Here is a 24084-nt window from a genome sequence, read left to right on the forward strand (position 1 = left end):
CGGCGACGAGTCTGACGCCGGCCGCGGCGCAGGCCATCGGACATTTGACCGTACGCGAACCGCACCGCCCGCTGATCTTGCGGAACCGGCATGCAGCCGGGCCGCGCCCGAGCGCCGGTACGTACCCGCTTCCGCAGGAAACAGCAGGTCGGGGGCTTTTGACAATTTCAAGCAGACCGGCCATATTGGCCGTATGCCTCAGGTGAGCGTCGTGGGAAAGCTGATCGAGCACGCGGAGACCGTGTTCCGTCAGCAGGGGTTCAATGGCGCCAGCGTCGCGGACATCACCAATGCGGCGGAAGTGCCGAAGGGCTCCTTCTACAACCACTTCAAGAGCAAGCAGGAACTCGCCGCCGAGATCGTCCGCCGTTACAGCCGCGGGACGGACCTGAGCATGCTCGGCGCTCAGGACCTGTCGGCGCCGGCACGGCTGCGCGCACACTTCGCCGCCCAGGCCTCGCGCACCAACTCCACCGGCGTGGAGTACGGATGCCTGCTGATGACCATGGCGAGCGAGGGTCCGGCGGTCGGCGACGAGGTGGGGACGGTCGTCCGCCGCAGCATCGCGGCGTGGATAGGTGTGCTGACCCCGGTGATCGAGGAGGGGCAGCGAGCGGGTGAGATCACGTCCCAGGAGCCCGCGGGCGACCTCGCGGCCTTTCTGATCGACGCCTTCGAGGGCGCGGGACTGCGCGGCAAGGCGACCCGGGACGAGACTGCGGCCATGCGTTCCCTGGATCTGGCTCTCAAAGCGCTCAAGCCCTGACAGCGGGTTTCCCCGGTCCACAGCGGGCCCGGTGGCTGCTCTCACCGACGAAGCGGAACGCCGGCCCCGCCTCAGGGGCGCAGCGCTTCCAGGGCGATGTTCACCTCCTCGGCCATGAGAACGTGGTCGGCCGAGGTCCTGGCCCGCAGCGTGGCGCCTTCGAAGAGGTCCAGCAGGAAAGCCGCCAGCGTGGCGGCGGACCGCGCAGTGGTGATCTCGCCTGACGCCTGGCCGTCGGCGATCGTGGCGGTCAGCGCATCGGTCCAGCTGTCCAGTGCCTCCCGGACCGCCTCCCTGACCTTCTCGCCGGCGTTGGCGCCGTCACTGGCGAAGGTGCCGAGCAGGCATCCGAACTCGATTCCGGAGCCGCGGATACGCTCGACCTGCGCGATCAAATGTCCCCGCAGGCGCTCCAGAGCCGGTCCCTGCCCCTCGAGGATCGAGTGGTCGGCGGCACGCGCGTAGCGCAGGACGATCTCCACAGCGAGGTCCTGCTTGCTGCGGAAGTGGTTGTAGGCGGACCCCTTCGGTACGCCTGCCGCCTCTGTGACGTCCTGGATGCTCGCCCCACTGAACCCCTTGCGGCGAAACACGTCCATCGCGCTGTCGACCAGTCGTTCCCGGACACTGATCTGTGGCATGTTCTCCGCTCCTCGGCGGTGTGTGGCGGCACGAACGGCGCGCCCGCAAGATGATGGACCGGGCGGTCGGCGCGGCACTTTCGAGGCACGTGTGATCGTCCTCCCCGCCATGAATGTGTCCGGTCGTCTTGGGAAAGTCAAGTCAGCCCAGGAGCGCCGGTGTTCTCGTGCGCAGGGGCCGGCCTCGCGGTCAAGAGCGCAGCCACAAATATTCCACTGGCCCACGCGAAGCTGGCACAGACGCTCGCGGGGACACACACGGACGACCTGTTTCCGCATTCTCGTCTCCTCGAACGGAGTTGCTCATGACCACGTACCGCGCAGTCGAGGTCGCCCCGGACGGCGGCCTGCGTCTCACCGAGCGGGAACTGGTGCCACCGGGCCCGGGGCAGGTACGCATCAGGGTCGAGGCGTGCGGTGTCTGCCACAGCGACTCGATCGTGGTGCATCCGCATGAGGAGGGTGAGACCGGCCGGGTTCCCGGGCACGAGGCCGTGGGCCGTGTCGACGCCCTCGGCGGTGGTGTCGAAGGGTGGCGCGTGGGCGACCGGGTCGGTGTCGGTTTCCTAGGCGGACACTGCGGGGTGTGCGCGGCTTGCCGGCTGGGCGACTTCGTCGGCTGCACCGACCAGCCGTACACGGGCGTGCAGGTCGACGGTGGTTACGCCGAGTACATGTACGCCCGGCAGACGGGCCTGGTGGCCGTGCCGGAAGAGATGAGTGCCACCCGGGCGGCACCGCTGCTGTGCGCGGGGTTCACGGTGTACAACGCCCTGGTCGACCAGGTGCGGCAGCCTGGCGGCCTGGTGGCCGGGGACCTGGTGGCCGTGCAGGGCGTCGGCGGCCTCGGGCACCTGGCCCTCCAGTACGCGCGTGCCCTGGCGCTGCGGGTGGTCGCGATCGCGCGCGGTGCCGACAAAGAGGAACTGGCCCTCGGGCTGGGCGCGCACCACTACGTCGACAGCAGGACCACGGACGCCGCCGAGCGGCTGACCGGACTGGGGGGTGCCCGGATGGTGCTGGGCACCGCGGCGGGCGGAGACGTGAGTCCGCTGCTGGGGGGCCTGACCCGCCGGGGCCGGCTGGTTCTGGTGGGAGTGTCGCCGGAGCCGGTCCGGGTCACGCCGCGGCAGCTGATCTTCGACGCCGTGCAGGTGTCGGGCTCCCTCACCGGTACCGCGGCGGAGAACGAGCAGAACCTGGCCTTCGCCCTGGCGCACGACGTGGCGCCGATGGTGGAGCACACGTCGCTGACCGGCGTACAGGCGGCGTACGACCGGATGCTGACCGGCGAGGCGCGGTTTCGCATGGTCATCGGCGTCTGAGGGCGGCGTACGTCACCCGCCCCTCGGCCTCGGACCGCCCGACGGCCCCGGACCGGGGCGCCACATTTCATGAACAGGAGCCTTGCATGTCTTCTTACACGGCCGACTCGGCCGAGACCCGTTACGTCGAGGGGGCGCTCGGAGAGCGTTTCGCCTATCGCAGGTTCGGCAGGGCGGGCACCCGTCCCCTGGTGATGCACATGCGGCTGCGCGGCACCATCGACCACTGGGACCCCGCCTTCCTGGAACCGCTGGCCGCGGAACGGGAGCTCATCGTCTTCGACAACAGGGGTGTCAATCTCTCCACCGGCAACCCGCCCGCCTCCATCGAGGACATGGTCGAAGGGTCCCTCGCCTTCATCCACGCTCTCGGGCTGACGGACATCGACGTCCTGGGCTGGTCCATGGGTGGCATCGTCGCCCAGGGCGTGGCCCTGGCGGCCCCGGACATCGTCCGCCACCTGGTCGTGGCGGGCAGCTCGGCGGGCGGTGTCCCCGACCTTCCGCCGCCTTCGGCCCGTACCCGGCAGACCATGAGCCGGCCGGTCAACGTCGCCGAGGACTTCCTCTACCTCTTCTTCCCGGAGACCGAGCAGGCCACGGCCGCGGGCCGGGCCTCCCTGCAACGCCTGGAGCACCGTCTGAAGGACTCCGGGGCCGTCGTCGGCCCCGAGGCGGTACGCGGTCAGCTCGGCGCCATCAGCACCTTCGAGGGCTACTGGCATCGGCAGGAGGAGCTGACCCTGCCGGTCCTGGTCGCCAACGGCGCCCACGACGTCATGATCCACGCCTACGCCACCTACGCGATGTCGCAGAAACTCCCCGACGCGAAGGTGATCCTCTACAGCGACGCCGGACACGGCTTCCTGTTCCAGCACCCCGACGACTTCGCTCACGACGTCAACCGGTTCCTGTCCGCCTGAGGACAGGCCGTCACCGGGGGAGGCCATCAGAGAGGCCAGGTAGTCGCCGAGGAGTCCGACCTGGCGCCGGGGCGGGAAGGCCGCCGGGCCGAGCAGCGACTGACGGCACGGCCGGGCCGACGACGACCGCGGCTCAGCGGTGGCCGGGCGACCGGGCATGACGCTGGAGGGAGTGCGCCACGACAAGCGGCTCGGGGCGGTCCTCGCTCCCGATCGGCGAGCCCGGCGCCGCACTCCCGATGTCCCGGCCCGCCGCCGCACTCCCGATGTCCCGGCCCGCCGCCGTCACGAGCCCTCGGCTTCGTCGAAGGCCTGCAAGGCGTCGCGCAGCGCGGCGCGGGAGGTGATGCCCAGCTTGGGGAACACCCGGTAGAGATGGGCGCCGGCGGTGCGGGGCGAGATGTTGAGCTGCCGGCTGATCTCCTTGTTGGACAGACCGCTCGCCGCCAGTTCGGCGATACGACGCTCCTGGGCACTCATCCTCACCCCGGCCCTGGCGTCCGCCACCCCGACGCCCACACCGGCCGCGCGCAGTTCGTCCCGTGCGCGCTGCGCCCAGAGCGGAGCCTTGAGCCGCTGTTCGAACAGCTCCAGCGCCAGGCTCAGCTGGACGCGTGCGGCCGTGTACTCCCGGCGCCGACGCAGCCACTCGCCGTACCAGAGCCTGGTACGTGCGTACTCATAGGTCCACAGCTCGGCGTCCCGTACCGCGAGAGCCGCGTCGTACAGCGTGCCGGCCTCGTCGTCGGGTGCGGTGACCGCCACGGCCGCGGCGAGTATGACCGCGTGGTGCGGTGAGATGGCGTCCAGGCGCGCCCTCCGCCCCGCCTCCACGTGTGCGCGGGCCGCCGCGGTTCTGCCGGTGCGCATCGCGGACTCCACCAGGTCGAGGAACACACGGGAGAAATGCGGGAAGTGCGCGGGCAGTTCGCCCGGCGGGGTCAACGCGGAGGTCAGCAGATAGGCCTCCTCGAAGTCCCCGCGCCCCACGGCGGCACGGGCCCGCGTCTCGGTCACCGTCGACATCAACAGCTGCATACGTCGCGGCTGCGCCCACGCGGTGATCGTGTCGCAGTGCCGGCGCAGTGCCTCCTCGTCCCCGCGGCCGGACGCGACCATGGCCAGCCCGTACGTGAAGATGACGTGTACGAGGTTGTACTCGTGCTCGGTGGCGTCCGCGATGCCCTGCGACGCGATCGCCTGGATCCTGTCCCATTCACCCCGCATGAACGCCTCGTGGGCCCGGGCCACCACGCCGAAGCGCAGGCTGTCGTAAGCGCTGTGCCCGACGGCCTCCCGCCACACACCGTCGTAGAAGGTGAAGCAGTCGAGGTACATGGCCGTGTAGATCAGCCAGTTGACGCGCCACAGGGGGGTGTCGGGAGACAGCGCGGCGGTCGCCCGGTCGAGTTCCCGCCGCACGCCGTGCGCCGTCCGCGCCGGGTCGGCCACGCAGTCGAAACACATGCGCGCGGACTCGGAGACCAGGTCGAGCGCGCGGTACACCGGAGGCCACAGTTCCGCACGGCCTCCCCACACCGCCGTGTTGAGCAGGACGTAGAACGCGTCGTCGAACGCGTCCACGTCCTGCGGGGCGCCGCTTGAGCGTGCCGCGTCCATGGCGGGAGGCAGGATGCGGTAGACCGCGTCGATGTCGCCCTCGCGATGGAACTGCACGTAGGCCGCGGCGGCCGCGCCCCGCAGTGATTCCATGGTCTGGCCGGCGAGTTCGTGGGCCGTCCCGAGGAGACCGGCGATGCCGGCGGCGAACGCCGCCTGCTCCAGGCGGCGGGCACGTTCGGCCGGGTCCTGGCTGAGTTCTGCGGCACGGCGGTACGCGGTGGCAGCCTCCGCGGCGCCGCCCCGGGCCACGGCTCGCTCCGCGGCACGGGTGAGTTCGCCGGCGACCGCCTCGTCGGGGTGGTCGGCGGCATGGGCGAGATGCAGTGCGCGTCGCTCCGGCTCCGACGTGAGGACCCCGGCGAGTGCCCGGTGTGCGGCTCTGCGCCGCGCCGCCGGGGACATGTGCACCGTGCACGAGCGGACCAGGGGATGCCGGAAGGTGACCTGCTCCGCGACGTGGTCGACACGGACGAGACCGGCGTGCTCGCTCATCTCCAGCAGGCCCTCGTCCCATTCCTCACCCCCTGTCCCGGTGCCGAAGGCCGCCCGGATGTCCCGCAGGTTGCCCGGACGCTCACCGTCCAGCGCCGTCAACAGCAGGACGAAACGCGGCGCGGAGCCGAGGCGCCGGATACGGTCGGCGAACACGCTCTCCAGGCGGCTGCTGAGCGGCAGGTTCACCGGCAGGGCCGCGGCGCCGTCCCGCTGGGCTTCGGTGAGCTGGCTCGGCAGCTCCACCAGGGCGAGCGGGTTGCCTTCGGACTCGTCCAGCAGGCGCCGCCTGGTCGATTCGGCCAGTCCCGGGTGGCTGCTGTCGAGCAGAGCCAGGGCGTCGGGGGCCGGCAGCGGGCCGACGTCGAGCACGCGCAGGCCCGTCGGGTCGAGGTAGCCGTGTGCTCCACTGCGCGCCGCCATGACGAAGGCCGCCCGGCAACCGGTGAGTCTGCGCGTGATGAAGGTCAGCACCTCCGCGCTGGAACGGTCGATCCAGTGCGCGTCGTCCACCACCACGCACAGCGGCTGCCCCTTCGCCGCTGCCTGGAGGAGCGCCAGCGTCGCCGCGGAGATCGCGAAGCGTCCCGGCGCCGAGCCCGCACGGATGGAGAGCGCCTGTTCCAGCACCCCGCTCTGGAACGGCGGCAGTTCGGCGAGGTGATCGAAGAGCGGGTAGAGCAGCTGGTGCAGGGCGGAGAACGCGAGTTCCTGTTCGCTCTCGACACCGACGACCTGGAGGACCCGCAGTCCGCCGACCCGGGCACGGGCGGCCACGGCGTCCAGCAGCGCGGTCTTCCCCGCGCCGGGATCACCTCTCAGCAGCAGTGCTGCTCCCGCGTTCTCCGCCTCGGCCAGCAGCGCTTCGAGGGTCTGCAACTCGGACGTACGGCCCACCAACGACAACGTTCCTCCCACGCCCGACGGCGGTTGCCCCTGCCGGCGCTCACATGATGGCCGAGGGGGCCAGGCGACACATCTGTCGGTCGACTGGGATCGGCCGGGTTTTGAAGAACCGTACTTGAGATACGTTTTCATCCGCACGCCCGTGCCGGGTTGTGGAATCAATCTGGAATACTTCTTGTTTCGATGTCGAAATTCTTGATTATTTCTGGAGGGGTGACCTCTGCTGGCAGGGGAATCCGGTCGCTCCGGAATTCCGTGATAGCTTCCGGTTGATTCGAACCGGGGAGTGGCAATGGTCCGTGTACGCGTGGAAGTCGACGCATCGAACGGGATCATCGGGCGCGAGCCGGAGATGGCACGCATTCTGCGGGGCCTTTTTCCGGAGCGGGCCGAGAATTCAAGTGCTCTTCTTCTCGTGGGTGAGTCCGGTATCGGAAAGACCACGCTGCTGCACGCCGTCGAGGCGGAAGCGGCCCGCCGCGGCACCACCGTGATCAGCTGCGCCGGCAGCCGTGCCGAGCACACACTTGAACATGGCGCTCTGCACCAGTTGCTCAGGCCCGCGCTGAAACACCTGCCCCGGATTCCGGTTCCGCAGCGTGCGGCCCTCTCCCGAGCCCTCGGCCTGCACCACACCGCTGCCCGTGTCACCGGACCGGACCAGGACGGCGCCGACGACCGGCTGCTCGTCGGACTGGGGTCCCTGAACCTGCTGCTGGCGTCGGCGCGCCACCGCCCCGTCACGATCGTCGTGGACGACATGCAGTGGCTGGACGGCGCCTCCCTGCGGACGGTGCTGTTCGTCGCGCGGCGTCTCGTCGGCGAACCGGTGGGCCTGCTGGCGGCGGTGCGTGGTGACAGCGCGGCCGGCCCCGGCTGGCCCGGTTTCGAGCAGGTGCCGGTCGGGCCGCTGTCCGCGGAAGCGGCCGGCCGCCTGCTGGACGCTCAGCCTGTCGTTCCCAGGGGCTGGGGACGCAGGCAGGTGCTGCGAGCGGCGGCGGGACTTCCGTTGGCACTGGTGGAACTGGCACGGGACGCCGCGGAGCGGGGTGCTTCCGGGTGGGACCCGGGAGTGGGCGCGGACTTCGCGCTGCCGGCCCGGCTGGAGAAGGCCTTCGCGGAACGGCTCGGCGCACTGTCGGCTTCGACCCGCCAGGTGTTGCTGTTCGCCGCCGCGGCGGACGGGCCGGACATGGCGGCGGCTCTGTCGGCGGCCGCGTCGGTGCCCGGAGGCGCCGAGGCATGGGCGGCCGCGAAGGACGCGCGACTGGTGCGTCTGGTGAGCGGGCGGGTCGAGTTCCGGCATCCGCTGATGCGGTCCGCGGTGTACGGGGCGGCGTCGTTCACGGAACGCCGCGAGACGCATCTCCGGTTGGCCGACGGTCTGGCGGGAGAGCCCGACCGACGGGCGTGGCATCTGGCCGCGGCCTGTCTCGCACCGGACGAGTCGGTCGCGGGCGCGCTGGTGGAGACGGCGGGCCGGGCCCGCCGACGCGGCGGCTCCCGGCTGGCGGCCGCGGCGTTGGAGCGCGCGGCGCGGTTGAGTGAACAGGGCCGGGCGCGGGCCCGCAGGTTGCTGGACGCGTGCGATCTCGCCGCGCACGCGGGTGAGCCCTGGTGGGTCGAGGCGCTGGCGGGCGAGGTGGCCGCGGCGACGGACGACACCGAGATGTTGGCCGCGGCGGCGTTGCGCCGCGGGTGGGCGATGGCTGCGACGGGACGGCAGCGGGCGGCGCTCTCGCAACTGCTGCCCCTGGCCGCCGACATGACGGAGACCTCACCGGTGACGGCACTGGAAGCGATCAGTCACGGTGCGGTGGTGCTGTATTGCAGCGGCGACGTGACGCTCCGCCGGCAGGCGCTGGCGGCGCTGGCGGACATCCCGGAGGATGTCGGCAGCGCGCACGAACAGGTGTGGGCACGTGCCTGCTGCGATCCGTTCGGCGACCGTCGGGGTGTGCTGGCGGCACTGGCACGCGCCACGGCCGAGACGGACGGCCTGCCGGAGCGGTCGACCATGCTGGGAAGCGCGGCGTGGCTCCTCGACGAGACGGCGCTCGCGGTGCGGCTGCTCAGTGCGGCGACGGAGCGGGTGCGCGAGGTGCCGACCGCGGGTTCCGGCGCGACGGTGGGACAGACGCTGGCGCTGGCGCAGTTCGACGCCGGAGCGTGGGATGCGGCGTGTGAGTCCGCCGGGGACGCGCGGCGGGCGGCGGCGGAGAACGGGCTGGAGACGGCGACGTGGGTGGCCGTGTACGTGAACGCGATGGTGCTCGCGTCGCGCGGAGAGGACGCCCGCGCGCTGATGGGGCGGGCCGTGACGGGTCTCGACGTCTCGGAGAGCCGGGCGCTGGGGGTGCGTACGGCGAGGGTACGGGCGGCGGTGGCCGCCGCCGAGGGGGATCACCCGGTGGAGTTCGAGTTGCTGCGTGGGCTGTTCACGACGGGGCCCGAGCCACGGCCGGTGCACTACCACTGCTCCTTGTACGGCGTGGGGGACCTGGCAGCCGCTGCCGTCCGGGTCGGGCGGCCGGAGGAGGCGCTCGCGGTGGTGGCCGCGGTCGAGCGGTGGGTGGGCGATGGGATGTCGGACCGCCTGCGGCTGATCGTGGCGCGGGCGCGGGCGCTGCTGTGCGAGGGGGAGGACGCGGAAGGGCTGTTCCGTACGGTCGTGGAGGACTCGATGGGAGAACAGTGGCCGTTCGAGCGTGCGGTGGCGTCTCTGGAGTTCGGTGAGTGGCTGCGCCGCAGGCGTCGGATGAGCGAGGCGCGGGCTCAACTGGCGCGGGCACTGACGGTGTTCGAGCGGCTGCGGGCCCTTCCGTGGGTGGAGCGGACGGCGGGGGAGCTGCGGGCCTGCGGGGTGCCTGTCCGGGACGCGGAGGGGAGGCCAGGACCGGTGGAGCGGCTGACTCCGCAGCAGTTGCAGATCGCGCGGCTGGCGGCGACGGGGCTCACCAACCGGCAGATCGGCGAGCGGTTGCTGCTGTCCGCCCGTACCGTGGGCTTCCACCTGTACCAGGTGTTCCCCAAGCTGGGCGTCAGCAGCCGGACCCAGCTCCACGACGCACTCGGCCGCGCCCGGAGGACGCAGGAGCGGCGACCGGAAGCCGCGTCCACCGGCGGTGCTGACCACCCGGGCGGGGCGCCGCGGCTTCTCAGTCCACCCAGGAGGAGAACAGCGCGTTGAGCCCTTCCGCCATGGTCGGATGCGCGATCATCCCGTCCCGCAGCCGGGTGAACGGCAGCCCGGCCCACATGGCCGTCTGCACCACCGACAACACCTCCGCTGATTCGGGGCCGAGCAGGGCCGCCCCCAGGATCTGCTCGCTGTCCCGGTCCACCACCGCCTTCCACAGACCGCGGGTCTCCCGCAGCGTGCGCGCCCGAGGGACGGCCCCGACCGGCAGTTTCGCGACCCTGATGGCACGGCCGGTCGCGCGGGCCTGCTCCTCGGTCAGACCGATCCGCGCCAGTTCCGGGTCGGTGAACAGGTTCCAGGGCACCAGCCGGCCGGCCGTGCTGCGCGTACCGCCGTCGATGTTGGCCTTGACGACGCGGTAGTCGTCCAGCGACACGTGTGTGAACTGCGCGCCGCCGGCCACGTCCCCCACCGCCCAGGTGCGCGGGGCGTCGGTCGCCAGCCTGTCGTCCACCCGTACGAACCCGCGGCCGTCGGTCCGCACGCCCGCCGCCTCCAGACCGAGGTCGCGCGTGACCGGCACCCTGCCGGTCGCCGCGAGGACGTCGTCGGCGGTCAGGGATCGCCCGTCGGCCAGCAGCACCCGCACCGTCCGACCCTCCCGGACCACTTCCTTCACCGTCACGTCGAAGACGAGTTCGACGCCGTCCGCCCGGAGGCACGCCGCCAGGGCAGAGGCGATGTCACGGTCCTCGTTCCGCAGCAGGTGGGGCCCGCGTTCCAGAACCGTCACGCGACTGCCGAACGCGGCGAACATGTCGGCGAACTCAAGTCCCACATAGCCCGCGCCGATGACCACGAGCCGCTTCGGGATGCGGCGCAGGCGCAGGATGCTCTCGCTGGTCAGTGGCTCCGCTCCGGCAAGCCCCGGAATGGCGGCGACATGCGGCTCGGTCCCCGTGTTGATCACCACGTCGGTACCGCGTACGACACGGCGGCTCCCGTCGGCGAGGCGGATCTCCACGGTCCGCTCCGCCACGAAGCGGGCGGCGCCGAGAACGAAGTCCATGCCGCTGTCCAGGAACTGACGACGGTTGAGCTCCACCATGTCGGAGACCACGCCCTCCTTGTGCGCACGCAGCAGCTCCAGGTCGACCCGCGGCGAACCCAGCCGCAGGCCCAGCGACTCGGCACCGGCGGCCCGGCGGGCGAGCCGTGCGCTGGTCACCAGCGTCTTGGTCGGAATGCAGGCGACGTTGACACAGCTGCCGCCGATCATGCTCTTCTCGACCATGACCACCCTGCGGCCGGCCCGCGCGGTGTCCATGGCGAGCGTTTTTCCGGCCTTGCCGCCACCTACCACCAGCAGGTCCACGTCCTCCACGATGTCCTCCACGACGTCCATTCCCTCTCCGTCCTCCTCAGCTGCGAACAAGGGGTGGGGTGGGGCGGTCGGCGCGTCCCGCACCGGCCCCGGGGCGAGACTCGCCGTTCGCCCGGGCGGCCGCATCAGTCGAATGACCCGCCACTTCGCGGCACCACCCGAGAAACGTCTCCCCGCCGGCCGTGACGGATCGCGGAACGGCAGCACGTGGCGCACAGCGACCCGAGCGCCGCCCCGCAGGGGACCCGGGCCGCGCGGCCGGCCCCGTTCTCCGGCGGGTCCACGGGGCCGTTGCCCGGTGGGGCGTCCGCCGCGGTGAGTCAACCGACTGATGGCCGTCAAGCGGCCCGAACCTACGTTGTCAGCACGGCCCTGCGGCGATGCGGACCGAGGCGGCGGAGCAGCTGCCCGACGGACGTCCTGAAGGTGAAAGGAGGACGCCTCGATGCCCGTGACACCACGCCGACGCGTCGGCGAAGAACAGGAACCGGCGCAAGCGACGCGTTTCACGCTGCTGGGTCCGCTGCGGGCCTGGCGGGGCGAGGACGAACTCCCGCTCGGCCCCCGCCAGCAGCGTCTGCTCCTTGCCGCGCTGCTGGCGGGCGCGGGACGGCCCGTCCCCCTGTCCGAACTGATCGGCCTGCTGTGGGACGGCGAGCCGCCGGTCAGCGCCGTGAACGCGGTCCACCGCTATGTCGGCTCGCTGCGGCGGCTTCTCGAACCCGGCCTGCCGGCCAGATCGCCGGGCAGGTGGATCGTCCGGCAGGCGGGGAGTTATCTGCTCGGTGTCGACGCCGAAGGCCTGGACCTGCTCAGGTTCCGCGCCCTCGTCCGGCAGGCCCGCGCCTCGGCCGCCACGGGCCACCTCCCGGCGGCCGTCGACATGTATCTGGAGGCACTGGCACTGTGGCAGGGGCCCTGCGCGGAGGACCTGGGCGCCCTGGCCGCGGTGCACCCGGCCTTCACCCTGGTGGAACACGAATACGCTCCGGTCGTGTGCGAGGCGGCCACCACGGCCCTTCGGTGCGGCAGGTCCGGCTCCGTCCTGCTGTCCGTACGACAGGCCGCCGACCGCTGCCCGCTCGACGAGGCGCTCCAGGCGTCCGTGCTGCTCGTGCTGGCCGCCGACGGCAAGCAGGCCGAAGCGATCACGCAGTACCACAGCATCAGGAACCGGCTGTCGGACGAGCTGGGGATCGATCCCGGACCGGCGCTGCGGGCCGCTCACCAGAGCGTTCTGCGCGGTGGCCCGGCGGAGCCCTGGGTACCGGCGTCCACCGGGTCCATGGTGCCGCCCCGTCCCCGGGCCCGAACGCCGTGGTCCGGGCCCGCCCAGCTACCGCGTGACCTGGCCTCCTTCACCGGGCGCGAGCAGGCCCTGGGCCAGGCACTGGACACCGCGCGCCAGGTCGGCGACGGCCTGCGGGTTGTGGCCTTCGACGGCATACCCGGAGTCGGCAAGACCGCGTCGGCGGTCCACTTCGCCCACCGGGTGGCGGCGGACTTTCCCGACGGCCGGCTCTACGCGGATCTCGGCGGATTCGCCTCGCACCGGGTTCCCGCGCATCCCGCCGAGGTACTGCACGGGTTCCTGGAGGCGCTGGGGGTGGACCGGCGCCGTGTTCCCGCCTCGGTGGAGGCCAGGTCGGCTCTGCTCCGCAGTGTCCTGTCCGGGCGGCGCGTGCTCATGGTGCTCGACAACGCCCTCGACGCGGACCAGGTGCGGCCCTTGCTGCCCGGAACCCCCGAGTGCATGGTGGTGGTCACCAGCCGACGTCGGCTGACCCGTCTGGCGACGACGCACGGAGCACGGCTGATCTCGCTGGACGTGCTCTCGGCGGCCGAGGCGACGGAATGCTTCCTGCGACGTCTCGGCCGCGCACGGGCCGACGCCGGGACGGCCGTCATCCAGGAGATCGTGGCGGGCTGCGGCCGGCTGCCGCTCGCCCTGGCCGTCGCGGCCGCCCGTGCGGCGAGCCGCCCCGAACAGCCGCTGACCCGGCTGGCCGCCGAACTCACCGCCGCACGGGGCAGCCTCGCCGGCTTCGACGAGGCCGACGGCGCCAATTTCCTGCGCGGGGCCTTCTCCTGGTCCCATCGGACACTCGGCGCCGAGGCGAAACGGGTCTTCTCCCTGCTGCCGCGACACGTGCCGGCTGACGTCAGCACGGCCGCGCTGGCGCGCCTGGCCGGTGTCCCGCCGGGCGCGGCGGCCGTCGCTGCCGGGGAACTGGTCCGTGTCCGGCTGCTCGACGTCCGAGGCCCTGACCGGTACGGCGCGCACGACCTGGTACGTGCCTACGCCGCCGAACTCGGCCGCACCGGGGAACCCGGCCGAGTGACCGCCCCGCAGGTCCGGAACGGGCACGCACGCCCGTCGTCGAGGGGCCCGGCCGCCGTCCGCGCGGCCCGACGCACGTCCGGGCGAGCTGCACCCCTGGACGCGTCGCGCGCGATGGCGACCCGTCCGGGCCCAGGCTGAGCGACCCGTCACACCCGCCGGGAAAGCACCTCCGGCCCGAGCCGACCGCCCCGTGCCGGACCACCGCCACCGAGCCGGACACCGACCCGAGACCGCTGCGCGCCTTCCTCGCGTGCGGCGCGTGCCGCTGGAACGGCCGTCCGGCAGGGTGAGCGTGGTCCGGGGCGTGACGGCGCCTCTCCGGCCCGCCGGCCCCGTCTCCTGACGGCCTTTTCGCGGCGGTCAAGACACGCACCACAAAGTTTCCACTGCACACTCCGCATGCTGTTCGGGAAGCAGCGTGGGGCCCGGACCGACCGGACCACCGCCGGTGCCGACCGTCCGCAACGGACGCCGGGCCCGCGGAAAGCCGCCCCCGGCCTCACCACCCCCGGGATTCCGGTCCCGTTCCGGCAGGGAGAGACATGTCCGCTGTTACCCACCACACCGCCCCCACACAGTTCGTCGAGACCGACGGTGTCCGCTACGCCTACCGCAGGCTCGGCTCCGGCGGCGAGGTCCCCCTCGTGATGCTCCAGCACTTCACCGGCAACCTCGACAACTGGGACCCGGCCCTCGTCGACGCACTCGCCGCCGAACGCGAGGTCATCCTGGTCGACTACCCCGGGGTCGCCTCGTCCACCGGCCGCTTCGCCACCACCATCGCGCAGCTCGCCCAGCAGGTGATCACGTTCACCGACGCCCTCGGCCTGGACCGGATCGACCTGCTCGGCTTCTCCATCGGCGGCTTCGCCGCTCAGGACATCGCGCTCGTGAGGCCCCGTCTGGTCCGCCGCCTCGTGCTCGCCGGCACCGGCCCCAAGGGCGCCCCCGGCATGCACGGCTGGCGCAAGGACATCGAGACACACGCCCGCGCCGAGGTGCCCACCGGCGAGGACCTGCTCTACATCTTCTTCGCCCACACCGAGACCAGCCAGGCCAAGGGCATGGAATTCCTCGGCCGGTTCATGGCCCGCACCGAGGGCCGCGACGTGCCAAGCAGCCTGCCCTCCCGTGACGCCCAGTACGACGCCGTACTGGAGTGGGGGATCCCCGACCACGCCGCCCTTCAGCGCCTCACCGGCATCCAGTGCCCCACACTCGTCATCCAGGGCGACGACGACCTGATGATCCCCACCAGGAACAGCCACCTGATGGCCGGCCTGATCCCGGACGCACAGCTCCGGATCTACCCGGACGCCGCCCACGCCTCGCTGTTCCAGTACCCCGCCGAAGCCGCCGAGGACGTCAACGCCTTCCTCGGCTGACCCTGCCACGTCATACAAGGAGCACCCATGTCCGATCTGCTCGCCATCATCTTCGACGCCCACGGCGGACGCGCCCGCTGGGAGGAGGCCCACCAGATCACCGCCCGGCAGTTCTTCGGCGGCGCCCTGTGGGGCATGAAGGGCCACCCCGGCGCCCTGAACGACGTCGACGTCACCGTCGACCTGCGCCGTGAGTACGTCACCCAGAAGCCGTTCTTCAACCCCGACCACCACACCGTGTTCTCCGCCGACCGTGTGGCGGTGGAGGACTCCGACGGCAACGTGATCGAGGAACTGGCCGAGCCGCGCGCCTCGTTCGCCGGCCACGACCTGATGACGCCGTGGACGCGGCTCCAGCTCGCGTACTTCTCCGGCAGCGCCATGTGGACCTACCTCGCCGAGCCGCTGTCGCTGACCTTTCCCGGCGTGCGGACGGAGGAGATCGATCCGTGGACCGAGGACGGGGAGAAGTTCCGGCGCCTGCACATCACCTTCCCCGACAGCATCGCCACCCTCAGCACCGAACAGACCGTCTACGTCGACTCGCAGGGCCTGATCCGCCGCCGCGACTACAGCGTGGAGATCGCCGGCAACACCCCTGCCGCGCACTACCTCTCCGGCCACCAGGAAGTCTCCGGCCTCGTCATCCCCACCACACGGATGATCTACAGCCGTGACGAGAACGGCCACAAGGTCCCCGAACCGCTCGTCGTCTCGGTCCATCTCGAAGACGTCGCGGTCTCCTGACCCAGCCGGTGGTTCCGCCGTGGTGGGGCCGGCCTCGGCCGGCGCCACCACGGCGGAACCGTCGACCACTGCCTGCCCTGGTGCCTGCCTGTCGCAGGGCCGCAATCGTCCGACCGCCCGGCTCCGCGAGCTGACGCGCCGCCCTCACCCAGTCCGACTGCCCTGGAGAACCCCGCGACATGACCAGCACCATGCGCGCCGTCGCCTGTCGTGCCTCCCTTCCCGTGACCGACGACGCGTGCCTCCTCGACGTCAGACTGCCCGTGCCCGCGCCGAGCCCCCGGGACCTGCTCGTCCAGGTGGAGGCGGTCGCCGTCAACCCGGTCGACCACAAGATCCGGCAGCACCAGGATTCGCACGGCCGTGAGCGGGTGCTGGGCTGGGACGCCGCCGGTACGGTCGTCGCGACCGGCTCCCAGGTGGAGAACTTCGCGCCCGGTGACGAGGTCTTCTACGCCGGCGCCCTCGACCGGCCGGGCGCCAACTCCGAGTTCCACACGGTCGACGAGCGCCTCGTCGCCCTGAAGCCGACCACGCTGACGTTCACCGAGGCAGCGGCCCTGCCTCTGACCTCGCTCACCGCGTGGGAAGGCCTGTTCGAGCGGATCGGACTGCGCCACGACCTGATCGACGAGACGGGCTCCCTGCTCGTGACGGCGGCAGCCGGCGGTGTCGGATCCGTGGTCAGTCAACTGGCCCACGCGCTCACCGACCTGACGGTGATCGGGACGGCCTCCCGCCCGGAGACTGCCGACTTCGCCCGCCGCATGGGTGTCCACCACATCGTGGACCACCACCAGGCATTGCTGCCCCAGCTCGCCAAGGTGGCCCCGAACGGCATCGACCAGGTGTTCAGCACCGCGGGGACCGACCGTAACCTGGCCGCCTACGCCGAGGCCCTCAACCCGTTCGGGCAGATCGTCGCGATCGACGACTTCGACGAACTTCCCGTCGGCCTGCTGAAGCCGAAGAGCATCAGCTTTCACTGGGAGTTCATGTTCACCCGCTCCCTGTTCCGGACCGCGGACATGGACCGGCAGCGCAGGATCCTCACCCAGGTGGCCCGCCTCGTGGACGCGGGCGTCGTGGTCAGCACCGCGACCAGGGACCTGGGACCCGTCAACGCGGCGAACCTGCGGAAGGCGCACGGCATCATGGAAGCAGGCACCGCCATCGGCAAGATCACCCTCACCGGCTTCTGACCGCTTCCCGGACATGGTCACATGACTGATGGCTGCCCCAGGACGCTCGGACAGGGTTGTTCCGGAAAGCGACCGCAGGACCGGGCCGGCCGCCCAGTACCCGGCCGGCCCGCACACACATACGGAGCGAACCATGGCTGCATGGACCTCGGATCGGTTCGGCCCGGTGGCCGTCCTGACCTTCACCAGGAGACCCGGCAACTTCATGGACTTCGGCTCCATGATTCAACTCGGAGCGCTGCTCGAAGACTTGGGCCGGCAGACCGGCCAGGTGAAGGTCGTCATGCTGACCGGCGGACTCGATGACAGGTTCATCGACCACGCGGAGCTGTCCGATCTGGCCCGGGCGGGCGCGGGACGGGCGACCGCGGAGGAACTCGGCTCGTGGTCGCGGGCGCTGCGCCTGCTGGAGGAGATCCCCCAGCCCACCGTCGCGGCCGTCGACGGACTCGCCTCGGGCGGAGGCAACGAGATCGCTCTGGCGTGCACTCTGCGGGCCGCTTCCCCGCGCTCCCGCTTCCAGCAGCCCGAGGCCGCCGCCGGCATCATTCCGGGCGGCGGCGGAAGTGTTCGGCTGCCCCGGCTGATAGGTCCCGGCCGCGCGGCCGAGGCGATCCTCACGGGACGGCTCGTCCACGCCGAGGAGGCGCTGCGGGTCGGTTGGGTCAACACCGTCCTCACGGACACCGACTTCGTCGCGGACGCGTTGCGCTGGGTCGGGGCCGTCGCCAGGAATCCGGGGCCCGCGCTGTACGCGGCGAAGCACTCCGTCGTGGCCGGCTCGCGGCTTCCGTTCGGCGACGCGATCACGACGGAACGACGTCTCTTCGGGCAGCTCACCGCGGACAACGAGGCGCTGACGTCCGGTTCCTGACGTGTCCTCAGGGCGCGGGGACGATCTGCCTTCGGCCCAGGACGGGCCGCCCCCGCTGGAGGTGCGGCCGAGCGGCGTCGTCAGTTCACCAGGAGGACCGTCTTGCCCGCGCCGGGCTTGTTCGCCTGGGCCTTGGCCACGTCCTCCAGGGCGAACGTGGCACCGATGTGCGGGGTGATACGGCCGTCGGCCGCGAGCGCGGCCAGTTCCCGCATGCCGAGCCGGTCGGCCTCCACGAACAGTCCCGCCGGCCGCACCCCGCGCTCGGCGGCTGCGCTCGCCGCTGCGGCGAGGGAGGGAGGCAGTGTCGAGACCAGGATCCCGCCGGGCTTGAGGACCTGCACCGCCTGGACCGGGTACTCCCCGCCGACACTCTCCAGAACCACGTCCAGATCGCTGGTGGCCTCGCTGAGGGCGGTGGTCGTGTAGTCGATCACCTCGTCGGCACCCAGGCCACGCACGAAGCCGGCGTTGGCCGCGGCCGCCACCGCCACCACGTACGCCCCGTGCGCCTTGGCGATCTGGATCGCGAGGTGACCGACCCCGCCGGCCGCGCCGTTCACCAGCACGCGGCTGCCCGCACCGATCCCGGCGGTCTCCACCAGCGCCTGCCAGGCGGTGAGACCCGCCATCGGCAGCGCCGCTGCCCGCGCGTGGTCCAGACCCTCCGGCTTGCGCACGAAGGGCCGGGCCGGGGCCACCACGTACTCGGCATAGGAACCAAGTCCGTGCGGGAAGGGCAGCATGCCGAACACCTCGTCACCGACCCGGTGCACGGTCACACCCGGGCCGACCGCCGCGACGGTCCCCGACACGTCGTAGCCGAGCACGAACGGCGGCTTGCCGCCGGAGAACACCCCCGTGGCCCGGTTCATGAGGTCGACCGGGTTCACACTCGTGGCGTGCACGCGTACGAGTATCTGCCCGAGACCCGGAGCGGGGCGAGAGACGTCGACGGACTTGAGGACCTCGGGACCGCCGAGTGCGTCCTGGCTGATGGCGCGCATGGTCGCGGACGCCTGCGTGGTGTCGTTCATACGCACATGTTTGCAGCCGCCGTGGGCGGCCGACGGTGGCAGAAAGGCCATGAAGCGATGGAAACCTGCCACCCGCCCACCGCACGGGGCTCACGTCGGCATCCGGTGGACATCACAGGTTGATCATGTGGCCGGCCAGGCCGTGGACGGCCTCCTTGACCGCCTCGCCGAGCGTGGGATGCGCGTGGACGTTGCGGGCGACCTCCTGGACGGTCAGGTCCCACTGCTGGGCCAGCGTCAGCTCCGGCAGCAGTTCGGCGACCTCTCCGCCGATGAGGTGCGCGCCCAGCAGCTCGCCGTGCGTCCCATCGCTGATGATCTTCACGAAGCCCGTCGGGTCACCGAGGCCCTGCGCCTTGCCGTTCGCCGTGAACGGGAACTTCGCCACCCGCACGTCGAAGCCGCGTTCCCGCGCCTGCGCCTCCGTCCACCCGAAACTCGCGATCTGAGGCTTGCAGAACGTGACACGCGGGATCATGACGTAGTCGAGCTCCATCGTCTCCGCGCCGCCGATGGTCTCGGCCGCCACGATGCCCATCGACTCGGCGGCATGCGCCAGCATCAGCTTGGCCGTGACATCGCCGATGGCGAAAATGTGGGGCACGTTGGTACGAAGCCGGCCGTCCACGTCGATGGCGCCGCGCCCGGTGAGTCGCACCCCTGTGTTCTCCAGGCCGTAGCCGGTCACGTTGGGCCGGAAACCGAGGGCCTGGAGCACCTTGCCGGCTTCCAGGACCTGTTCCTGCCCGGCGCGGGAGACGGTGACCCGTACCCGGCCGCCCTCCTCGGCGACGGAGTCCACCCGGGTGGAGGTCAGCACCTCGATGCCGAGCCGTCGGTACCACCGGGCCAGCTCCGCGGAGACCTCCTCGTCCTCCAGCGGGACCGGCCGGTCCGCGTACTCCACCACGGTCACGCGGACACCGTAGTTGTGCAGTACGTACGCGAACTCGACGCCGATCGCGCCGGCACCCGCGATGATCACGCTGTCCGGCAGCTCGGAGGCGAGGATCTGCTCCTCGAAGGTCACCACCCGCTCGCTGAGCCGGGTACCGGGCAGCAGCCGCGCGCCGGCTCCGGTGGCGATGACGCAGTGGTCGAAGGTCACCGTCTCCGTGCTGCCGTCGGCGCTGGTCACCCTCAGGGTGTGGGCGTCGGTGAAGTGACCGCGCCCCTCGTACTGCGTGATGTCGTTCTTCCGCATGAGGAAGTTGACGCCTCTGGCCCGGCCGTCGGCGACCCGCCGGCTCCGCCGGAACGCCTCGCCGTAGTCGAACCGCACCTGCCCGTCGGCCTCGATGCCGAAGGTCTTGGCCTCCCGGGTGAAGATGTGCGCGAGTTCGGCGTTGCGCAGCAGTGCCTTGGCCGGGATGCAGCCCACGTTCAGGCACACCCCGCCCCAGTAGCGCTCCTCGACGACCGCGGTACGCAGACCCAGTTGGGCCGACCGGACGGCGGCCGTGTACCCGCCGGGGCCGGCGCCCAGGACGACGACGTCGTAGTGGCTGGTGGTGACGCCGCCGTGGCGGCGGGTGTGGGTCTGGCTGCGCATGGAGGTGTCCCTGATTCTGGATGTGTGCGATACGGAGGGGCCGTGCGGCGAGCGCGGACCTCGGGCGCTCGCCGCACGGGCCGTCAGCCGCCCAGGAAGGTGTTCACCTCGGCGGCGAACTCGGCCGGGTACTGGAAAAGGAATCCGTGGCCGGCGTCCGGGTAGATGCTCAGCTTCGCGTTGGGCAGGTGCTCGGCCAGCAGGTAGGTGTTCTGGGTGGGAACCATCTCGTCGTTGTCGCCGTTGGCCACCAGCACCGGCTGCCGGATGGATTCCAGACGTTGCAGGCGCGAGTCGTCCCGCACACCCCACGCGGAGATCGCGGTCAGCTGGGCGTCGCGGACGGCCAGGTCGGTCGCGGTGTCCCGGTCGGCGGTGCGCAGACCCAGGCGCTTGAGGAACTCCACGCCCCTGGCCTGGCTGGACGAACTCTTCTCGAAGAACAGGGTGAGCAGGTTGGCCGCGGAGGGAGCGTCGTCGAGGGCCGCCTCACGGATGGCGCCCGCGGTGTACTGATGGATGTCCCGGCCGCCGCGGGGCGCCGTGCCGGCCAGCACCAGCCGGCGTACCTGCCACGGGCGGAAGAGCGCGATCTCCTGGGCGACGAAACCGCCGAGGGAGAAGCCGAGCAGGTCGAACCGGCGCAACTCGAGGGCGTCGAGGAAGGCGATCGCGTCGTACGCCATCTCCTCGACGGTGTTCGGAGTGGTCCCGGTGGACCCCCCTACCCCGGCGAGGTCCACCAGGACGACCTCCCGCTCGGCGGCGAGGGCGTCGACGAACTCGGGATCCCAGTTGTCGAGATTGGCGCGGAAGTGCACCAGGCAGACCACCGGCAGACTGCTCGCGTCGGAGCGGCCGAACCGGCGGTAGCGGTAGGTGACGCCGTCGGCGGCCTCGACGTGCAGGTTGGGCGCCTTGAGCTGGCTGTGGGTGGATTCGGTGGTCATGATGAACGCCTTTCAGCACTGGTGAACGGGAGAGGAAAGCCAGGAGGGTGAAGACGGGCCGCCGTCCGGACTAGCCGCGGGGACCGAGGCGTTCGCCCATGTTCAGTTCCAGGTCCTGGATGACCTCCGGGCTCGCCTTCGCCGACAGCCGCAGGCGCTCCTGTACGAAGTCCCGGGCGAGCAGCCCGGCGAAGCGCCGGTGGGTGACCGCCAGATCGTCAGGGCTGTGCAGCGGCGCCTCCTCGTTGACGATCTCCTTGACCGCGCGCAGCGCGTCGGTGTCGAAGGAGGCGATCCGGCGCGCGTAGCGGTCGACGACCGCGTCCAGTTCGGCGTCGGGGACAGCGCGGTTGACCCAGCCGTACAGCGCGGCCGTGTCGGCGTCGTAGTCCTCACCGGAGGTGATGATCTCCAGAGCCCGTGACCGCCCGGTGAGCTGTACCAGGCGCTGGATGCCACCGCAGCCCGGGATGATCCCCGTGCCGATCTCCAACTGGCTGAGCACGGCCTTCTCCCGGCTGGCGAACCGCACGTCGAGAGTGGTCAGGAACTCGTTGCCGATGCCACGCGCACGGCCGCGCAGCGAACCCACCGTGAGGAACCGGGCCGTGCCGAGCCTTCCGACCATGTCGAACCAGGTCGGCATCCCCTCCCCGAACTCCGCGACCCTGCCCAGGTTCAGGTGCGCCATGTAGAAGTCCGGCACGGCGCTGTCGAAGACGACCACCTTGACCTCGGGGTCCCCCTCCAGCCGGTCGATGATCCGCGCCAGCGCGGACTCCACCTCGGGCTCGTAGAGGTTGAACGGGGGATTGTCGAAGGTGACCTTCCAGTACCCGGGCCCCTGCTGTTCGGCGCGTACGGGGGCGTGCGTGGAGACGGTTGCGTTGTTCGACATGGAGAAGTCCCGGTTCGTAGGGTGCACGCAGGAAGTTCGTAGGGGTGCACGCAGGAAGTGGCACATGGGCCCTGTCGCAGAGGACCGGCCGCCGACCACGACACTACGGTCGTCCGCACGCCCTGAGCGCCACCGGACGCCAACGGTGCCCTATAGGGCACACTTGGCTCACACGTGTGACTGCGAACAGACCCTCTCGGATCGGCCGTCAGACCGTCGCGAGGTGCTGGTGGACGGAACGCACGGCGCCGGCGCCGTCACCGACCGCGGCGGCGACCCGCTTCATCGAGGCCAGACGCACGTCACCGGCGGCGAACACGCCCGGCACGCTGGTCTCGTACGGCAGCGGCTCGCGTCCCAGTTCCTTCCAGCGCGGCCCGAGGTCCTCCGGCGACAGCTGCCGGTCCGTCGGCACGAACCCGTCCGAGTCCAGCAGCACCCCGTCGAGCCAGGTTGTCGCGGGCCGGGCCCCGATGAAGCAGAACAGGCCCGCGCAGGCGACATGCCGCCCCCCGGCGCCGTCGGCGCGGCCGGTCAGGGACACCCCTTCCAGGCGGGGCCTGCCGTGCAGGGCCGTCACCTCGGTGCCGGTGAGCACGGTGATCCGGGGGTCGTTCCGGACACGTTCCACGAGGTACGCGGACATCCGGGCACCGAGATCGGGTCCCCGTACCACCAGGGTGACCCCGGAGGCGTACCTGGCCAGGTGCAGGGCGGCCTGCCCCGCGGAGTTGGCGCCGCCCACCACCGCGACCGGCCGTCCCGCCACTGCCTGGGCCTCCAGATCGGTGGCCGCGTAGTAGATGCCGCAGCCGGTCAACTCCAGCCAGCCGTCAAGGGGAAGCGCCCGGTACTCGGCACCGGTGGCGACGATCACCGCCCGCGTCTCGACACGGGTTCCGTCCGTCAGGGTCACGACGTGCTCGCGGCCCTCCGTGCTCAGCCCGACCACACCGCACGGACTGGCCAGGTGCACACCGAATTTCAGTGCCTGTACGGCCGCACGCGCGGTCAGGTCGGCCCCGCTGAGCCCGAAGGGGAAACCGAGGTAGTTCTCGATACGTGCGCTCGTGGCGGCCTGGCCACCGACGGCCACTCCGTCGAGCAGCACCGTCTCCAGGCCCTCGGAGGCGCCGTACACCGCGGCCGCCAGCCCCGCCGGACCCGCACCCACCACGGTGAGGTCGGTCGAGCCGTGTCCCCTGCGCCGGTAGGCGAGGTTGAGCCGCTGGCTCAGCACACCCGGGGTCACACGCGGCGTCGCCCCGCGTGCCGACAGCGCGGCCGGCAGCTCCTCCTCGGTGAGACCCGAGGAGCGCATCGCGGCCCCGCCCTGCGGGGAGCCGCTGTCCAGCCACCGGTGCGGCACCCCCTGGCGGCCCAGGAAGGTGCGCATGGCCAGGCCCGCGGCGGAGTCGGCGTCGCCGACGATCCGCAGGGTCTGCTCCGTCGCCTGCCGCAGCAGCCGGCGCCGGGCCAGGATCGCCCGGAGAAGCAGGTCGGAGAGCTCCGTCTCCTGGGCCATCAGCCTGCGGAAGGCCGCTGGTTCGACCCGGTGGACCGTGCCGCCGACCGCGACGCGGACGGTCAGCCCGCGCCGCTGACCCGTGAGCAGGTTGAGTTCGCCGGCGAACTGGCCGGGACCGTGGGTCATGAAGAGATGCCCGTCGCCGCCCTCCGAGGACGGGATGACCGCCTCCAGCGTCGCCGTTCCGCACAGGAACAGGTCTACCGAGTCGTCCTCGACCTGATAGAGGACGTCTCCCGCCCGGACCTCCTCGAGGCTTGCGTACCGGACGGCCCGGGCGAGCTGACCCGCGTCCAGCCGGACTCCGGCGGCGGTGGCGAGATCTTCGGGGCGATCACCGATCTCGGGGAATGAGGTTGCCATGC

The 24084-nt window shown here is 71.5% G+C and carries 17 protein-coding genes; 9 read left to right on the top strand and 8 right to left on the bottom strand.

Annotated features, from left to right (window positions below; translation table 11 throughout):
- Positions 1-193: 193 nt before the first annotated feature.
- Positions 194-766, top strand: coding sequence for a TetR/AcrR family transcriptional regulator (locus AAW13_RS21840; RefSeq protein ID WP_046733265.1), 573 nt, complete (start codon positions 194-196; stop codon positions 764-766).
- A gap of 71 nt (positions 767-837) precedes the next feature.
- Here the strand turns inward: AAW13_RS21840 and AAW13_RS21845 are convergent, their stop codons facing one another.
- A complete protein-coding gene (locus AAW13_RS21845; RefSeq protein WP_046733266.1) occupies positions 838-1407 on the bottom strand; it encodes a TetR/AcrR family transcriptional regulator in 570 nt (189 codons plus the stop codon).
- 305 nt (positions 1408-1712) lie between these two features.
- Here AAW13_RS21845 and AAW13_RS21850 point away from each other — a divergent pair, with 305 nt between their 5' ends.
- Both AAW13_RS21850 and AAW13_RS21855 read left to right on the top strand, forming a co-directional pair.
- A complete protein-coding gene (locus AAW13_RS21850) occupies positions 1713-2732 on the top strand; it encodes an alcohol dehydrogenase catalytic domain-containing protein (RefSeq protein WP_240528679.1) in 1020 nt (339 codons plus the stop codon).
- A gap of 86 nt (positions 2733-2818) precedes the next feature.
- On the top strand, positions 2819-3655 hold the full coding sequence (locus tag AAW13_RS21855) for an alpha/beta fold hydrolase (protein WP_046733267.1): 837 nt from the start codon (positions 2819-2821) through the stop codon (positions 3653-3655).
- Between the two features lie 285 nt (positions 3656-3940).
- Here AAW13_RS21855 and AAW13_RS21860 read toward each other — a convergent pair whose 3' ends face one another.
- The gene (locus AAW13_RS21860; RefSeq protein ID WP_240528680.1) at positions 3941-6667 is read right to left on the bottom strand and encodes an AAA family ATPase; all 2727 of its coding nucleotides are present in this window, start codon (positions 6665-6667) and stop codon (positions 3941-3943) included.
- 301 nt (positions 6668-6968) lie between these two features.
- Here AAW13_RS21860 and AAW13_RS21865 point away from each other — a divergent pair, with 301 nt between their 5' ends.
- On the top strand, positions 6969-9866 hold the full coding sequence (locus tag AAW13_RS21865) for an ATP-binding protein (RefSeq protein ID WP_079178902.1): 2898 nt from the start codon (positions 6969-6971) through the stop codon (positions 9864-9866).
- On the opposite strand, the gene AAW13_RS21870 is transcribed toward AAW13_RS21865, so the two are convergent.
- Positions 9835-11223, bottom strand: a complete 1389-nt coding sequence (locus AAW13_RS21870) for a dihydrolipoyl dehydrogenase family protein (protein WP_046733269.1) — start codon at positions 11221-11223, stop codon at positions 9835-9837. The genes AAW13_RS21865 and AAW13_RS21870 overlap by 32 nt on opposite strands.
- Positions 11224-11647: 424 nt before the next feature.
- Between AAW13_RS21870 and AAW13_RS21875 the strand changes: the two genes are divergently transcribed.
- From AAW13_RS21875 to AAW13_RS21900, 5 genes are all read left to right on the top strand, one after another.
- Positions 11648-13684: an AfsR/SARP family transcriptional regulator gene (locus tag AAW13_RS21875; protein WP_079178903.1), complete on the top strand. Its 2037-nt coding sequence runs from the start codon at positions 11648-11650 to the stop codon at positions 13682-13684.
- 404 nt (positions 13685-14088) lie between these two features.
- Positions 14089-14931 carry an alpha/beta fold hydrolase gene (locus AAW13_RS21885; protein WP_046733270.1) on the top strand — a complete coding sequence of 281 codons (843 nt, stop codon included), beginning with the start codon at positions 14089-14091 and terminating at the stop codon, positions 14929-14931.
- Positions 14932-14958: 27 nt separating this feature from the next.
- Positions 14959-15678: a hypothetical protein gene (locus AAW13_RS21890; RefSeq protein ID WP_046733271.1), complete on the top strand. Its 720-nt coding sequence runs from the start codon at positions 14959-14961 to the stop codon at positions 15676-15678.
- 179 nt (positions 15679-15857) lie between these two features.
- The gene (locus AAW13_RS21895; protein WP_046733272.1) at positions 15858-16880 is read left to right on the top strand and encodes a zinc-binding alcohol dehydrogenase family protein; all 1023 of its coding nucleotides are present in this window, start codon (positions 15858-15860) and stop codon (positions 16878-16880) included.
- A gap of 133 nt (positions 16881-17013) precedes the next feature.
- Positions 17014-17754: an enoyl-CoA hydratase/isomerase family protein gene (locus AAW13_RS21900; protein WP_046733273.1), complete on the top strand. Its 741-nt coding sequence runs from the start codon at positions 17014-17016 to the stop codon at positions 17752-17754.
- Positions 17755-17834: 80 nt separating this feature from the next.
- Here the strand turns inward: AAW13_RS21900 and AAW13_RS21905 are convergent, their stop codons facing one another.
- The 5 genes from AAW13_RS21905 to AAW13_RS21925 all read right to left on the bottom strand — a co-directional run bounded on the left by AAW13_RS21905 (position 17835) and on the right by AAW13_RS21925 (position 24082).
- Positions 17835-18791 carry an NADP-dependent oxidoreductase gene (locus AAW13_RS21905; protein WP_046733274.1) on the bottom strand — a complete coding sequence of 319 codons (957 nt, stop codon included), beginning with the start codon at positions 18789-18791 and terminating at the stop codon, positions 17835-17837.
- 112 nt (positions 18792-18903) lie between these two features.
- Positions 18904-20343 (bottom strand): dihydrolipoyl dehydrogenase, encoded by a 1440-nt coding sequence (gene lpdA, locus AAW13_RS21910; protein ID WP_046733275.1) that lies wholly within the window; start codon positions 20341-20343, stop codon positions 18904-18906.
- Between the two features lie 83 nt (positions 20344-20426).
- The gene (locus AAW13_RS21915) at positions 20427-21293 is read right to left on the bottom strand and encodes an alpha/beta fold hydrolase (RefSeq protein WP_046733276.1); all 867 of its coding nucleotides are present in this window, start codon (positions 21291-21293) and stop codon (positions 20427-20429) included.
- A 70-nt stretch (positions 21294-21363) separates the two neighbouring features.
- Positions 21364-22191 carry an enoyl-CoA hydratase/isomerase family protein gene (locus AAW13_RS21920; RefSeq protein ID WP_071659631.1) on the bottom strand — a complete coding sequence of 276 codons (828 nt, stop codon included), beginning with the start codon at positions 22189-22191 and terminating at the stop codon, positions 21364-21366.
- A 208-nt stretch (positions 22192-22399) separates the two neighbouring features.
- A complete protein-coding gene (locus AAW13_RS21925) occupies positions 22400-24082 on the bottom strand; it encodes an FAD-dependent oxidoreductase (protein WP_046733277.1) in 1683 nt (560 codons plus the stop codon).
- Positions 24083-24084: the final 2 nt, after the last annotated feature.

Origin of the sequence: Streptomyces humi, assembly GCF_001005085.2 — a bacterium.
GTDB classification, from domain to species: Bacteria; Actinomycetota; Actinomycetes; order Streptomycetales; family Streptomycetaceae; genus Streptomyces; species Streptomyces humi.

What these genes read in the sequence shown, in the direction of transcription:
- AAW13_RS21840 (WP_046733265.1), top strand. Translation starts at nt 194, where the DNA reads ATGCCTCAGGTGAGCGTCGTGGGAAAGCTGATCGAGCACGCGGAGACC.
- AAW13_RS21845 (WP_046733266.1), bottom strand. Translation starts at nt 1,407, where the DNA reads ATGCCACAGATCAGTGTCCGGGAACGACTGGTCGACAGCGCGATGGAC.
- AAW13_RS21850 (WP_240528679.1), top strand. Translation starts at nt 1,713, where the DNA reads ATGACCACGTACCGCGCAGTCGAGGTCGCCCCGGACGGCGGCCTGCGT.
- AAW13_RS21855 (WP_046733267.1), top strand. Translation starts at nt 2,819, where the DNA reads ATGTCTTCTTACACGGCCGACTCGGCCGAGACCCGTTACGTCGAGGGG.
- AAW13_RS21865 (WP_079178902.1), top strand. Translation starts at nt 6,969, where the DNA reads ATGGTCCGTGTACGCGTGGAAGTCGACGCATCGAACGGGATCATCGGG.
- AAW13_RS21870 (WP_046733269.1), bottom strand. Translation starts at nt 11,223, where the DNA reads ATGGACGTCGTGGAGGACATCGTGGAGGACGTGGACCTGCTGGTGGTA.
- AAW13_RS21875 (WP_079178903.1), top strand. Translation starts at nt 11,648, where the DNA reads ATGCCCGTGACACCACGCCGACGCGTCGGCGAAGAACAGGAACCGGCG.
- AAW13_RS21885 (WP_046733270.1), top strand. Translation starts at nt 14,089, where the DNA reads ATGTCCGCTGTTACCCACCACACCGCCCCCACACAGTTCGTCGAGACC.
- AAW13_RS21890 (WP_046733271.1), top strand. Translation starts at nt 14,959, where the DNA reads ATGTCCGATCTGCTCGCCATCATCTTCGACGCCCACGGCGGACGCGCC.
- AAW13_RS21895 (WP_046733272.1), top strand. Translation starts at nt 15,858, where the DNA reads ATGACCAGCACCATGCGCGCCGTCGCCTGTCGTGCCTCCCTTCCCGTG.
- AAW13_RS21900 (WP_046733273.1), top strand. Translation starts at nt 17,014, where the DNA reads ATGGCTGCATGGACCTCGGATCGGTTCGGCCCGGTGGCCGTCCTGACC.
- AAW13_RS21905 (WP_046733274.1), bottom strand. Translation starts at nt 18,791, where the DNA reads ATGAACGACACCACGCAGGCGTCCGCGACCATGCGCGCCATCAGCCAG.
- lpdA (WP_046733275.1), bottom strand. Translation starts at nt 20,343, where the DNA reads ATGCGCAGCCAGACCCACACCCGCCGCCACGGCGGCGTCACCACCAGC.
- AAW13_RS21915 (WP_046733276.1), bottom strand. Translation starts at nt 21,293, where the DNA reads ATGACCACCGAATCCACCCACAGCCAGCTCAAGGCGCCCAACCTGCAC.
- AAW13_RS21920 (WP_071659631.1), bottom strand. Translation starts at nt 22,191, where the DNA reads ATGTCGAACAACGCAACCGTCTCCACGCACGCCCCCGTACGCGCCGAA.
- AAW13_RS21925 (WP_046733277.1), bottom strand. Translation starts at nt 24,082, where the DNA reads ATGGCAACCTCATTCCCCGAGATCGGTGATCGCCCCGAAGATCTCGCC.